Source organism: Vibrio sp. 1978 (genome assembly GCF_033344345.1).
The window spans coordinates 82,298-94,917 of the sequence record NZ_JAWPOP010000005.1 but is presented as its reverse complement, the minus strand read 5'-3'; the positions used below and the strand labels follow the sequence as shown (position 1 = coordinate 94,917).

The 12,620-nt window shown below is 43.2% G+C and carries 13 protein-coding genes; 6 read left to right on the top strand and 7 right to left on the bottom strand.

The genetic code is table 11. From position 1 onward, the window contains the following. The first annotated feature begins 50 nt into the window (after window positions 1–50). The 3 genes from R8N49_RS07035 to R8N49_RS07025 all read left to right on the top strand — a co-directional run bounded on the left by R8N49_RS07035 (window position 51) and on the right by R8N49_RS07025 (window position 2,466). Window positions 51–962, top strand: a complete 912-nt coding sequence (locus R8N49_RS07035) for a DMT family transporter (protein ID WP_025767810.1) — start codon at window positions 51–53, stop codon at window positions 960–962. 197 nt (window positions 963–1,159) lie between these two features. Further along, complete coding sequence (locus tag R8N49_RS07030; protein WP_005376442.1) at window positions 1,160–1,621, top strand: carboxymuconolactone decarboxylase family protein; 462 nt, start codon at window positions 1,160–1,162, stop codon at window positions 1,619–1,621. A 104-nt stretch (window positions 1,622–1,725) separates the two neighbouring features. Next, window positions 1,726–2,466 (top strand): helix-turn-helix domain-containing protein, encoded by a 741-nt coding sequence (locus tag R8N49_RS07025; protein ID WP_172563782.1) that lies wholly within the window; start codon window positions 1,726–1,728, stop codon window positions 2,464–2,466. Window positions 2,467–2,585: 119 nt separating this feature from the next. Here R8N49_RS07025 and R8N49_RS07020 read toward each other — a convergent pair whose 3' ends face one another. The 4 genes from R8N49_RS07020 to R8N49_RS07005 form a co-directional block, all read right to left on the bottom strand. Then, a complete protein-coding gene (locus R8N49_RS07020) occupies window positions 2,586–3,080 on the bottom strand; it encodes a YcxB family protein (protein WP_186585346.1) in 495 nt (164 codons plus the stop codon). Between the two features lie 223 nt (window positions 3,081–3,303). Next, window positions 3,304–3,564 carry a DUF5062 family protein gene (locus tag R8N49_RS07015; RefSeq protein WP_064354747.1) on the bottom strand — a complete coding sequence of 87 codons (261 nt, stop codon included), beginning with the start codon at window positions 3,562–3,564 and terminating at the stop codon, window positions 3,304–3,306. Window positions 3,565–3,646: 82 nt separating this feature from the next. Continuing rightward, on the bottom strand, window positions 3,647–4,723 hold the full coding sequence (locus tag R8N49_RS07010) for a threonine aldolase family protein (RefSeq protein WP_053307652.1): 1,077 nt from the start codon (window positions 4,721–4,723) through the stop codon (window positions 3,647–3,649). Between the two features lie 137 nt (window positions 4,724–4,860). Further along, entirely contained in the window at window positions 4,861–5,721 is an 861-nt protein-coding gene (locus R8N49_RS07005) for an immunity 49 family protein (protein WP_186585348.1), read from the bottom strand. Window positions 5,722–6,077: 356 nt separating this feature from the next. Here R8N49_RS07005 and R8N49_RS07000 point away from each other — a divergent pair, with 356 nt between their 5' ends. From R8N49_RS07000 to R8N49_RS06990, 3 genes are all read left to right on the top strand, one after another. Next, window positions 6,078–6,692: a PolC-type DNA polymerase III gene (locus R8N49_RS07000; protein WP_165401653.1), complete on the top strand. Its 615-nt coding sequence runs from the start codon at window positions 6,078–6,080 to the stop codon at window positions 6,690–6,692. A 173-nt stretch (window positions 6,693–6,865) separates the two neighbouring features. Then, window positions 6,866–8,626: an ABC transporter ATP-binding protein/permease gene (locus tag R8N49_RS06995; protein ID WP_186585349.1), complete on the top strand. Its 1,761-nt coding sequence runs from the start codon at window positions 6,866–6,868 to the stop codon at window positions 8,624–8,626. Window positions 8,627–9,116: 490 nt separating this feature from the next. After that, entirely contained in the window at window positions 9,117–9,509 is a 393-nt protein-coding gene (locus R8N49_RS06990) for a hypothetical protein (RefSeq protein WP_086047431.1), read from the top strand. 40 nt (window positions 9,510–9,549) lie between these two features. Here R8N49_RS06990 and R8N49_RS06985 read toward each other — a convergent pair whose 3' ends face one another. From R8N49_RS06985 to R8N49_RS06975, 3 genes are all read right to left on the bottom strand, one after another. After that, a complete protein-coding gene (locus R8N49_RS06985; protein ID WP_086047432.1) occupies window positions 9,550–10,554 on the bottom strand; it encodes a metal-dependent hydrolase in 1,005 nt (334 codons plus the stop codon). A gap of 328 nt (window positions 10,555–10,882) precedes the next feature. Beyond that, entirely contained in the window at window positions 10,883–11,341 is a 459-nt protein-coding gene (locus tag R8N49_RS06980; RefSeq protein WP_005388759.1) for a hypothetical protein, read from the bottom strand. A gap of 93 nt (window positions 11,342–11,434) precedes the next feature. Next, window positions 11,435–12,463: a phospholipase A gene (locus tag R8N49_RS06975; protein ID WP_017820977.1), complete on the bottom strand. Its 1,029-nt coding sequence runs from the start codon at window positions 12,461–12,463 to the stop codon at window positions 11,435–11,437. Between the last annotated feature and the right edge of the window lie 157 nt (window positions 12,464–12,620).

The following is a 12,620-nucleotide window of genomic DNA, read 5'->3' as shown; positions in this document are numbered from 1 at the left end:
ATGAAATATATAGCATTATCGCGTCAAGTTAATTTTTATCAGGAAGATCTATGTCTAAGCATTTATCAATTTGGTGCGGTGTTGTTGTCGCTATCTTTTTTTGGTCTAGTAACTTTAACGTAATAAAGGCTATTAATAGCGATGTCTCTCCTTTGGATTCAGCGACGTTACGATTTTCCGTTGCAGCTTTAATACTCTTACTGATAAGAGGTACTAAACGCTCTCCATATGGAGCCAAACTCACACGAAAAAGTATGTTGTCGTTGTTTGTTATAGCAACCGTGGGTGTAACTATCCAAAACTTCTCTATTTTCTCTGCAATGAGATTTACTACCCCAGTTAACGCAGCGGTTGTTCAGGCAAACCTACCACTTGTCACTATCTTGTTGTCGGGCGTTATTCTCAAGACTTCCATTTCGGTTAAAACTATTTTAGGTGCACTAATCAGTTTTTGTGGAGTGGTAATCGTCATTACAGGGGGAAATATTCATTCTATTAGCAGCAATAGTAATATTGGTGATCTATACATGTTATTTGCTTTAATTAGTGGGTGTTTATACACAATTCTAGCGAAGCGTTTAACATCTCATATCCCAGTAACTCAGCAGTTACGTTGGGTGTTAAGTATTGGTGCCATTCAAATGGTCGCTATAGCGATGTACCACGGCGACTTTAGCCGTAGCTTAAATGCCATAACATTTAAAGACCTAGCATTAATAGCTTACATGAGCCTGTTTGGAACTTTGATTGCTTATTACTTTTGGATGAAAGGCGCTATCGTTCTTGGTCCAGATAAGATGTCTCCATTATTTAATATTATGCCGGTATTCACTCTACTGATTTCGTTCATTTCTGGTGAGCAGGCTCAATGGGAAAATGTTTTAGGCGTCTTTATCGTTGCGGCTGGTGTGTATATAGGTAACTCAGCACCTTTTGCTCGTTTACGGAAGGTGGTGGAGTAAAAATAGACGCCAACCTTAAGTCGCATTATTTAGAGCAATACTTTGTTAATTGGCATAAGTTTTCTTGGTTTCCAATAGGTACATTTTTTCGCTTTCGTCGTTCACTCTTTTATCTAACTTTATTGAGTGCATGTCGAAAATCTTCAATCTTTTGCTAAGAGCGTTTTTTACTATGTAAAAAACAAAGGAGAATGACCATGAAAAAACGACTCAACTATATTGAAGTAGCGCCAAAAGCAATAGAAATCCTATACGCTCAGGAAGCTTACTTCCATGAACAATTTAGCCAATCAGAAACTATGAACATGATCATATGGGAACTGGTTAAGTTACGCATATCGCAAATCAATCAATGTGCATTTTGTATCGACATGCATAGTAAAGATGCGCTTAAGTTAGGTGAAAAGCCGGAACGCATATGGGGGCTTAGTGCATGGAAAGATATGCCATTCTACAGCGATGCAGAACACGTTGCACTAGGTTGGGCTGAATTACTAACTGCTGGCCTACCAGTAGATGATGATACCTATCAGCTGACCTTGAATACCTTCGGAGAAGAAGCTATGGTCAACCTAACAATTGCAATCAACGCGATCAATAGTTGGAACCGAATAGTTAAGGCATTTAAGCCAAAGGTTGGAGTCTATAAACCTCGATAATTCTATTTGACGGTTCTTACTTGTAAGCCACTGCTTATACCTCAACTTAATAGGATGAAAAGTACATGTGTATCACTTTCTCATTTAAGTTGAGGTTAAATAGGATGATTCATTTGAACTTAGAATTTGATATTTTAAAACCTCAAAAGGCTTTAGCTGGCTATGTTCAAGCCATTTGGTCAGCATCCGTCAAACCTGATACGACGCAAACCGTACGTAAACAATTACTCAGTGATGCTGGTACAGGTGTGGTATTCATTTTACAGAATGAAGTACAAATGGATGGTGAGTGGCAAACGCCAGGGGTTGTCCTACTACCTATAAGCATTCTGGCACATCAGGTCTGCCTACCGCCAGGTGCGGTGATGACTGGCGTACGCTTTCATCCTGCTGTTAGTTATCAACTATTTGGTAAACGTCTAGAACAGCTATTGCGGATTCAAGACGACCACCCTTTGGCTTCTTCTGCGCTAGCAACATTTGAGTCTCTGCAAACAGCGCGTTCGCCATATGCAAGGATTTCTACGTTATATCGCTGGGTTCAAACACTGATTGACGAATATGAACCGCGGTATGTCGGCCACATTATTGACCAACCTACAGGGACCATCAGTCAGCGCCAGAGAGAGCGCAATTTTCAGAAATGGTTGGGGATTACTCCTAAACATTACCAACGCATTAAACGAGTTAAGCACACTTTAGAGCAACTCCGAGCGCAACCCGATCTTACTTTATCGGAGTTGGCGCTAGAGCAAGGTTTTTCCGATCAAGCACACATGACTAGAGAGTGTAAGCAGATTGCGCGCATGACACCGAAGCAGTATGTCCGAAAGAGAAACCTCTAAACCTTATTAGCTTTCTACATCAAACCCAATTGATTCAGAATCGACCATATACTTGTTACAATGTTCGATCATATATCACCTACTTTTTCGATCGCTCATTCCAGCTTGATGTGAGTTGGTTAGCTCGCTTTTGATGCCGCGTGCCGCTCTACCATAAACGCGATCGCTTCTTCATTTAAGCAAGATTTGCTGATGTATTGGCGTTGTTTACCAAGGTGAAGGATAAAGCCCAAATCGGTTTGTTCGAGTTGGTCGATTTCACTCCAAGCGAGGCTGCGATCGATTTTACCGCTTTTATAGCGCACGCCATCTGCATTAACTTCAAACACTACTTTGCTGCCACGGCTTGAACTGATGGTTTGACGCCATAGCCACCAGGTTCTTTTGAAGTAAACGCTGCACGCTTCAATCACACTCAATACGATAAAGAACCAACCGACGTAACCGTTAGGTAGCAGTTCAAACTCCAATAAAACCACACCAAAGATAAGAAACAGCATCCCTTTTAGGTACGCTTGTGGGAACTTCGTTGGCTGGCTAGTTTGATCATAACACTCAGCAAAGAAAGGTTTGTCGAGTATGTATTCTGTAGTGAATTCGAAATCTTTAGACATGTATGGTTACTTCAAGGCTTCTGTAAATGAGTAATCTTGGTTGCACTCTCGCAACACCTGCATTGTAGCGCTTCTCGGGATTTATCTTTAGTCCTTTTGATTTTGTTTTGTAAATCAATGATACCGCCACGCCAAAAGACCTCGGTGCACTCGCCAAGATCAAACAAGGCGAACCATTTGGCTCGCCTAGTTAATTAATGACCTATATGACTTATGAGGTTTTCTACTTTAGAGGGTCGTTGTCTGGCAATGCACTGTGTATCCAGACTGCCAGTCGGTGTTTGATGCTTGCGCCGTCTAGCTTGCTTTCCGGTAATGGGGTGATCTGTTTGGCATCAACCAAGAATAGGTAAATCGCTTTTACTCTTAGAGGTTGTGGTGACTGAGGAAGGTCAAAGCCTTGTAGCTTCGCCATCTTCCCACCAATATCTAGTGCCTTCTTAACCAGTTTGTCTTCATTGTGAAGTTTGGAGCTTTTTGACATTGATAAATCCTCTTCTTCGCTTCAATTAAGAATACATGAAGTGTCACGTATGGCGTGTTAGTAAGCTCGCATATTGATAAGTTTATGCCTTCTTACCGAGTAACTGATTGAAAAACGACCTTAATTCGTCATCACCAAGATTGAGCAGGTAGTCACCAACATACCATTCAACAATCGATTGATTTGGATGTGCCGTGACTTGCGGGTTACCAAACCAAATGCCCTTTTCCGTGGCAAACGTGTATTGGAGTTCTTTCAACTCTTCACAGCTAAATGGCAGGATAAGGTGCAACATGTTTGCTTGAGGCTGGGTTGGTCTTACCGCCAAAGGTGGGAACTCTTCAATGATCCTGTAGATCTGTTTTGTTCGCTCAAATAGAACCGGCATTTGTGACAACCTTTCATCAAACTGCATTGCCGCAGACACCACATAAGGTGTTCTGTGATACAGGTTGCCACCTTGCCGCTTCATCCACAATGAAGCCAGTTCAATGAACGACTTTGAGCCAAGCAACATAGATCCACCCATGCCGTTGATGCCTTTGTAAAGTGAAACATAGGTCGTATCAAAACCAGCGGCGATCTCGCGGTATTCTTTCTGATAGTAAGCTGCGGTTTCCCAAAGTCTTGCGCCATCCATATGGAGATGAATTTTGTTTTCGGCGCAGTACGCTTTGATTTCTTCCAGTTCTTGCCATGAAGGTAGCTGACCACCAATTTCTCGCATCGGGAGTTCATAAAGAACGGCTGCGATTTCATCCGGCCAAGCAGTGAGATCCTCAAGCTTCCATGTTTGATAAGGGTTCCCTACTGGCAAAATACTAAAGCGATGTTGAAGCTGATAGCCTTGTTTTTCATGCACCGGAATATGGCTAGATGCGTGCATGGCGACAATAGGATTACGCTTTTGTCTTGTGACAATTTCAAGCACCGTTGGCTGCGTCATCGTCCCTGTTACAACAAAAAGCCCTGCCTCGTAACCCAGCAGATCGGCAACCTTTTGCTCGAACGCTTGAATCGTTTCTCCCTCACCGTAGACATCGTGATTTACGTTGTTCTCTTCGCACCACTTTGCCATTTTCGCAAAGTGTTCGGCTGGAGAATCTTCTTTATTACCAGAGAGATGGATATGACAAAGCTGTTTTAGGTGGGCACTCATTGTTCTGTCCTTTGAATCAAAGCTTCAACAATGTAACTTGTTAAAACGGAGGCGTAAACTACATTTTCGCGATGTATTTTCTGCGTATGCCTCCGTGCTGAACCTCCGGTTGGACATAGATTTAACTTAAGAGTGATTTACGCAGAACAAAGATCATGCTCACCGTAAACAAGCCATTTAGGTAAATATGCGGCTTCTGGAATCGTCCAACCATACTTATCGTATGCCAATGCAGCAAGACCAGTCAGTTTCAGAGAAACATTTCCTTTTGGCGAATAGCGAACATCTTCATTCATGTAGAACTGGTAATGCGCCTCTAACGCATCTCTCAGTGCTTGTTGATAATGCGCCTCATCACCATCGATAATGGCAACAAACACATTCACAAATGGAATAAACAAAGAGTGTACATATGGCACTCTGGTTGATTCTAAGTATTGCGGAGAAGATTTCTCCATCACAGTTTGCAATAACTCAGGTAATGCTGATGAATTGCTAAATACACCGTTAACGAACTCGACCAACGCAACATCGAAAGGATCTTTTAAACGCACTAACGACTCATCCATGATGGTCATCAGCTCTACGCAGCGCCAATCTCTCGCGGCCATCGCTAAACAGATTTCATCCAACCAAGCATCCATCGTTCCCCCTGCAATAGAACGGTTACCTACTTCCGAAAAATGTCGGTGCCCAACGGAGAATTCAACCACTTTGTCTGAATGATTGGCCAGCAAGTACACGTTATTCAGTAACTCAAGCGCTCTTTTTATATAAGCTGGCGAGGCCTGATGTTGTCCGTATTTTGAAGCAGTGAAGAATGAATCAAGCGAATACCAAGCGTCGCCTTTCATTCTTTTGAGAGGTTGCTGATAAAAAGATTGTTTTTCATCAAGCATTTCTTCCCAGAAGTTGTAAAAATCTTCATCTTCCTCACGAAAAATACGCAATTTTCTTTCTTCAGGTATCTCTAAATAATGATTCTTCATTGCTTCCATCGTTCCCTAGCCTCGCATTATAAGTTGTTCTAATTTTTTGCCGTGATGATATTCATACTCAAAATCAAGCCGTGAATGATGCCGAAGTTAATTTATAAAATCAATTTATAATCAGTATGTTGTATCGAAAGTTAATGCTTAACTGAAATGAATCGAAAAGCCGAAAAACATTTGAAATATAAGGCTACCGCACAAGCCGCGATGGGTAAGCCAGAACGTACCTGTCCATAAACAGTGGACGACGAACACTGACTTTGTGGAGTAAAGATAGACAGATATTCACCATTGTGTTCGCCTTTCTTTTTCTGTCGCTTTCGATAATACTCTTGCGCAATATTACTCAGCTGGAAAATTTTATGCCTCAAGCAAACTCTGTGGTCGTACTCGACTTTGAAACCACAGGTCTCTCTCCTACTTTAGGTGATCGCGCAATAGAAATTGGTGCAGTAAAGTTAGTCAATGGCGAGGTTGTCGATAGTTTTCAGCAACTCATGAACCCCGGTTTCAGAGTGAGTTCTTTCATTGAGAACTACACCGGCATTACCAACAATATGTTGCGATCGGCACCAAGCTGCGAAGAGGTAATGGCGTCATTTAGTGAGTTCATTGCTGGCGAGAACCTTATCGCTCACAACGCGTCCTTCGATAAACGATTTTTAGATGCAGAGCTTGAACGAATCAACTGTGGTTATTCGGGTGAGTTTGCTTGCTCCTTACTGGTAGCAAGACGGCTCATTCAAGAAGCCCCATCACATAAGCTAGGTGAACTTGTTCGCTATAAAAATATCGACAACGACGGTGTTTTCCACCGTGCACTAGCCGATGCGCAAATGACAGCCAAGCTTTGGCTCTTAATGGTCGAAGGGATAGAAAACTCAGGCATCGAAAAACCAAGTTTTAAGTTGATGCAAACGGTCAGTAAAACAGCCAAAGGAAAAGTCGACCTGCTACTCGCCAAAAGCCGTGCGTAACACCCTCCGAACTAAAAGCTGATTCTAGTCTCTTCGACGTTTAAGTGATTTTCGATATACATGCGATATTGGTTATCCCAGTGAATTTCCTAATCCGAACGCGGTAGTTCGCTGGTCTCACCAACCAAACTGGCTTACTATGCCAGGTACCTAAAACGCTTTGTGAGTCACTCATGAGCAGAAAAAATAACAAAAATCTCAGCATTCTTCTTAAACTCAACACCTTTATTGCACCGTATAAATGGCGGGTTGCGGCGGCCTTGGTTGCCCTTGTTGCGACAGCAAGTTTGACGTTATCCGTTGGCTATGGAGTACGCATACTTATCGACCAAGGCTTTGCTCAGCAATCATTGCAAGAGCTTACCAATGCGATTCAGTTTATTGTCGGTGTCACATTGTGTATTGCCATTGGGACTTTCTTTCGCTTTTACCTTGTCTCTTCCGTAGGTGAGCGCGTTAGTGCGGATATTCGCCTTGCGGTGTTTAACCATGTGATTACGCTGCATCCGAGCTATTTTGAGACCAACAGTAGTGGCGACATTATGTCGCGCTTGACTACCGATACCACATTGCTGCAAAGCATTATTGGTTCATCGTTCTCGATGGCGATGCGTAGCGCTTTGATGTGCTTTGGGGCCATCATAATGTTGTTTGCCACTAACGTTAAGCTCACGCTGATTGTGCTTGCTTCTGTGCCTTTGGTTCTGGTTCCGATTTTGTTTTATGGACGACGCGTGCGTGCGCTCTCTCGCCAAAGTCAGGACTCAATGGCCGATGTCGGAAGCTACGCTGGAGAAGCGATAGAACATATTAAAACCGTGCAAAGTTTTAGCTCAGAGTCGCATGAACGAGCGGCTTTCGCTGTCGAGGTGGAAAAAGCTTATGAAGTAGGTAGACAGAGAGTAAAGCAGCGAGCGATCCTGATATCAGGCGTTATTGTGATTGTGTTCAGCGCGATTGCAGGCATGCTTTGGGTAGGCGGCAGCGATGTGATTCACGGAAAAATGTCTGCGGGTGACCTAGCCGCATTTGTGTTTTATGCCATTATGGTTGCCTCATCGACTGCAACCATTTCCGAAGTCATGGGTGAATTGCAGAGAGCCGCAGGTGCTACCGAACGGCTGATTGAGATCCTTCAAGTAGCCAGTGATATTAAAGCGCCAAGCAACCATTTGCCTGTCCGTGCCGACATGCCTGCTGAGGTTAACTTTAATTCAGTGAGTTTCAACTACCCTTCTCGCCCAAATCAACCAGCTATCAAAGAGTTAAATCTAACCGCTGATCAAGGAAAAGTGTTGGCGTTGGTCGGCCCTTCTGGTGCAGGTAAAACAACACTATTCGAACTGCTGCAACGCTTTTATGATCCGCAAAAAGGGCAAGTGTTGTTTGGTGGTGAAGATATTCGACAGTTCGATCCAAACGAGCTTCGACGTCAAATGGCGCTCGTACCACAACAACCAGCGCTGTTTAGCCATGATGTTTTCCATAATATTCGCTACGGTAATCCTGAAGCGACGGATGAACAAGTTATCGAAGCCGCGAAAAAAGCCCATGCCCATGAGTTTATTGAGAAGCTTCCCGAAGGCTATCACAGCTTTTTAGGGGAGCGCGGCGTTAGGCTATCAGGCGGACAAAAGCAGCGCATTGCGATTGCTCGCGCGATTCTAAAAGATCCAAAAATCTTACTGCTAGACGAAGCTACCAGCGCCCTTGATAGTGAAAGTGAACATCACGTTCAGCAAGCACTTGAAGCTCTAATGAAAGGACGCACAACGCTGATCATTGCTCATCGTCTTTCGACTATCCAACATGCGGATAAAATTGCGGTGCTTGACAATGGCGAGTTAGTCGATGTTGGTAACCACCAATCATTAATGCAAAGCTGTGAGTTGTATCAGCGACTTGTGGCATTGCAATTTAAGCACTTGGAGTAACGCCTAGTTAAGCGTTCAAAAGTAAGTAAAGGCGAACAAAGTAATTTAATAACAATAGCTTAACGATGTTTTTTGTATCAGTCCTGTGAACCCTGGCGAGACTAGGGATCTGATAGCAGTGCGCTGAGTGGTTAATGAGATAATTTAGACCATGAAGAGCTAGGGTAGAAGATCCCACATCATGTCCCATCGTCGCTGTACAAGGTGACGAAATACAAAAGATGCCACTCGCAGTTAAACGAGCGGCATTAAACCAAGCAGCTCGTCTTTTAACAAAGGAATTCCAGTAACCAGCGTATTCTCCCTTCAACTAGAAACACTCGTTCACAACTACCATATAAAACCCAATCAGCTTCATTTGTAATAATTCAGGTTTCAAAAATAGGAAATCATTACTGAAAAAGTTTACCGCGTTTTGTGTTGCTATCTATGGTTACAATATTTGAGACATCAATGCCTTTAAACCAAGCAACACAAAAGCGGCACCGATATGAACAGCGAAGCGAAACAACTATTTTCTTATCTATGTCAGCGATACGATGCGCTTTCTCAAGAGCTTGAGTCTCGCCCTTTTCCTGAATTTTCTGAGACTATTACTCATCCTCTTGGGCACTGTTTAGTCCGTTGCCCAGCAGGTAGCCAACGCTTTTCTATTGTAGCAGTCAACTTTGCACCCTCCATTCGCGGGCAAGGCGTGCTTACTGCATTTATCGACTACATCAAAAGCAATCCTTACCACTACCAAGGTGTTGAGGTTGCAATCATTGAAAACAAGAACTTAGCTAAACGGCTTTTGTCTCTTGGCTGGAAGTACAAGTCCCTGTTTGGCAAAATTTTCTTCGCTAGCAAGCCGACCCTAGTAAAGGACTTTCAGTCTACGTAATGGTTATTACGACACCGCATCGGTATCCAAAGTAAAGCCATCACTCAAAATCCGTAAGCATGTTGAAAAAAACTTGGCGATCTTCTGCAGTACTTCCTCGATGAGCAGTGTATTCAACGTGCGCGTCTGCGCTGGCTTTTGGGGATAGATTGATGCCCCATAACGCATTAATTTGATTTGGTACGATGGAATAACGCATATCAACAATTCGCATTTCATTATTCGGATCCTTCGCTACAAAACCGTTTGAAAACCAACGGAAACGTTCGATGTCTTTTGCTTGTTGCGATTGCGGGTTTAGCCACGGAAATTGCTCTTTTATATTTAACTTTGGAGTTGATTCGCCAGGGTAAATTTTTATTGAACGCCCCACCCTTACGGCATCTACATAGTAGCTCTCTTCCGTTTCATAAATTAGTTTCCAAACCAAAAGATTGCTGAAACTTGGTTTGGCTTTTAATTGTATAGCGTTGTGTTGTCGCTCTTTGACGATTTCCCAACCAGCTACTTCTGCTCTATCTCGCTGGATCATTCCAAGACTTAGGTAAGCCAGGCACCATAAAAATGCAATGCGGGCATAGTTTGGGCTTCGCTTCAGTGCAACAAACAAAAGCAATATTAAAATAGGGAGTGTGAACGCGGGGTCGATTACCGAAATAGTGTTCCAAGCATAACGCGTGTTGCTTATCGGCCATAGAAGCTGTGTTCCATAACTGGTGCATGCGTCTAATAACGCATGGGTACTATAACCAAGCGCGCAGTAAAACCAACTCTGCCGGAAGCTTAGTCCTCGCTTTTTTGCGAACAATGGATACAACACCAAAGCACAAATGAAACTACCAAACGGGATAAACAAGAGCGAGTGAGTAAATTGGCGATGGTATTCCAAATACAGCAAAGGATCAGTTGAAGAACGGATGAGCACATCTAAATCCGGAGCCATCCCAGAGACCACGCCCAACACGCCAACAACTGCAAGGTTTCGCTTGTTGCTCACGGCCAGTGGCAAAGCTGCACCCAATAAACCTTGCGTTAACGGATCCATCGTTCACTTCCTTTAGATAGATGAAGCTCAGCTGGAAAGCGTACACGCTCAATAGTCGGTTCCAATTTAAAAACCAGAAGGTTCTTCGACATAAATTATCCGCATTTAAGTGGAAAACAATACACGACTTAGTCATGCATTTGCTTGTTTAGCAACAAACACCTTGATTTAGTGTAAGAAGGAATCACGCCGTTCGCTAGTGAACGAACAAATCTGAGTCTAGGCTTGTTTGGTATTTCAAACCCGAAGGTTTATCTGACGCGAAAAAACAAGGCGAACCAAATGGCTCGCCTTGTTTCTAATTTACTGAACGATAAACGACAGGTGTTTAGTCTTGAGGATTCTCTTTCGCGTTGATTTCAGCGTAAGTGTGCAGCAGCTCCGTCAATGTTTTTACCCACGCAAAAACATCCGAAGGTGCATTTTCGATTAGTTTTTCCACTAGAGCACAGTGTGTTTCTAGCGTGATGGCCTCTTCCAAACGGAATGAGATCGCGTAGAAATGCCAAAGCACCAATCGCGTCATTCGCTCGCTATTTTGCTTTGCGTTGTCTGAGTCATCAAACGCTTGTTGAATTTCACTCAGTGCGATTGCTGTCATGCGTAGCATTGCATCAAGACGTGCAGACAACATGCGGTCTTCACTATCCACTTCTTCTTGATCAAAAGTGAACAGCTCATTCATCACGTCTTCTGGCACCATTTTACTGATCATACGAGCACTAAACTCTTCCAGCTCATGGCGAGGCATAGTTACAAGACAATCGAAGGTGTAATCACGAAGCATAAAATCACTCTAGGTTAGAAATCAATTTCAGCCTCGCATTCTAAATATTGAAATTTCAATTGCCAGTGTTAATTTCTATCCATCTACGAAAAACTACAAAACACCGTTGATTGCAATACCAACACCAATCCGCTGCTGATTATGATCATAGTCGATCAAACTCTTACCATAACCCGCTGAGTATTGTGCGTACCCCTGAACTTTGCCCCAAATCGGAAATGACACACCGAGTTCTGCAAAACCCTTATGTGTTTGAAAGTTCTGGCGACCTAAAAAGGTAAACTCGTAACCATTCCACTTGTAAGCACTCGATAGCTCAAAGTGTCCCATATAGTCTTCGATATCCGGGTTATCATCACCTTTGGGATCATTAGGCGATGTCTTTTCATCTTCAGGTATACGCCACCAAGGCTGGATAGAAACCGCAAAATTGTCTTTTGCAAAGGTTAAGTTGGCATAGACACGGTTCCAACTGCGCGATAGCTCCTGTCTCTGACCGTTAGACTCATGTTCAATACCAAAACCTAACCAAGTCGAACCATCAAGTGGTTTCCAGTCTGTTGGGGTGTAGTAAAAAAGCTCTGGACGATAATTGGTTTCACGGAATGGACGAGATGCTGCCCCCGTGTATACCTGCCAAAATGATTTAAGAGTCATTCCAAAAAACAGACCATCGCCATCAAACAACAAGTCATCATAGTTCATTGGTACTTTAAAACTGATTTGGAACTCCGCCTCTTCCTTACGCAGTTCATCGCCGTATTTGGTGTCGGCATACGCGCGTTTATTTACACGATCACTGTATGTAAACGGAAGAATATAGTTAACGCGATGCGCGACTAGGCTAAACGGTTCGAACGCGTTTTCTCGTTCTGATTCCAAACGCTTGTCGACCAAGCTTTCCTGAAGTTCTTCAGGCTCTTCAATTTCTGGATCTGCGGGCACTGTGCTGGTTACTGTGTCAAGCTCACACTGCGCGCGAATGCTCTTTATGGTTTCCTCACCTTTGCTTTGCTTTATTTTGTCTAGCAAACATAAATCATAAGCACTGGCTGTTTCTCCCATCGCAACTGGCGCTGCCAATAAACTCAGTATTGATATCCCTGCCACTTTTGAAGCCATCTGAAACCCTTAATATTCTTTATGTCAAACCAAATAATTTTAGTTTTTCTTGGTAAACCGCTTGCCATTCTGACGTTAAGACAATGTTAAATGTCCGCCGACTTTACATCTTGGATAAATGCAACAGACTTCGAACATATCGGCCAACTATGAGCAA

Bases quoted from the DNA above. Each gene is read 5' to 3' on its own strand.
- R8N49_RS06975 (WP_017820977.1), bottom strand. From the start codon at position 12,463: ATGGCTTCAAAAGTGGCAGGGATATCAATACTGAGTTTATTGGCAGCG.
- R8N49_RS07010 (WP_053307652.1), bottom strand. From the start codon at position 4,723: ATGAGTGCCCACCTAAAACAGCTTTGTCATATCCATCTCTCTGGTAAT.
- R8N49_RS06985 (WP_086047432.1), bottom strand. From the start codon at position 10,554: ATGGATCCGTTAACGCAAGGTTTATTGGGTGCAGCTTTGCCACTGGCC.
- R8N49_RS06980 (WP_005388759.1), bottom strand. From the start codon at position 11,341: ATGCTTCGTGATTACACCTTCGATTGTCTTGTAACTATGCCTCGCCAT.
- R8N49_RS07025 (WP_172563782.1), top strand. From the start codon at position 1,726: ATGATTCATTTGAACTTAGAATTTGATATTTTAAAACCTCAAAAGGCT.
- R8N49_RS07005 (WP_186585348.1), bottom strand. From the start codon at position 5,721: ATGGAAGCAATGAAGAATCATTATTTAGAGATACCTGAAGAAAGAAAA.
- R8N49_RS07035 (WP_025767810.1), top strand. From the start codon at position 51: ATGTCTAAGCATTTATCAATTTGGTGCGGTGTTGTTGTCGCTATCTTT.
- R8N49_RS06990 (WP_086047431.1), top strand. From the start codon at position 9,117: ATGAACAGCGAAGCGAAACAACTATTTTCTTATCTATGTCAGCGATAC.
- R8N49_RS07030 (WP_005376442.1), top strand. From the start codon at position 1,160: ATGAAAAAACGACTCAACTATATTGAAGTAGCGCCAAAAGCAATAGAA.
- R8N49_RS06995 (WP_186585349.1), top strand. From the start codon at position 6,866: ATGAGCAGAAAAAATAACAAAAATCTCAGCATTCTTCTTAAACTCAAC.
- R8N49_RS07000 (WP_165401653.1), top strand. From the start codon at position 6,078: ATGCCTCAAGCAAACTCTGTGGTCGTACTCGACTTTGAAACCACAGGT.
- R8N49_RS07020 (WP_186585346.1), bottom strand. From the start codon at position 3,080: ATGTCTAAAGATTTCGAATTCACTACAGAATACATACTCGACAAACCT.
- R8N49_RS07015 (WP_064354747.1), bottom strand. From the start codon at position 3,564: ATGTCAAAAAGCTCCAAACTTCACAATGAAGACAAACTGGTTAAGAAG.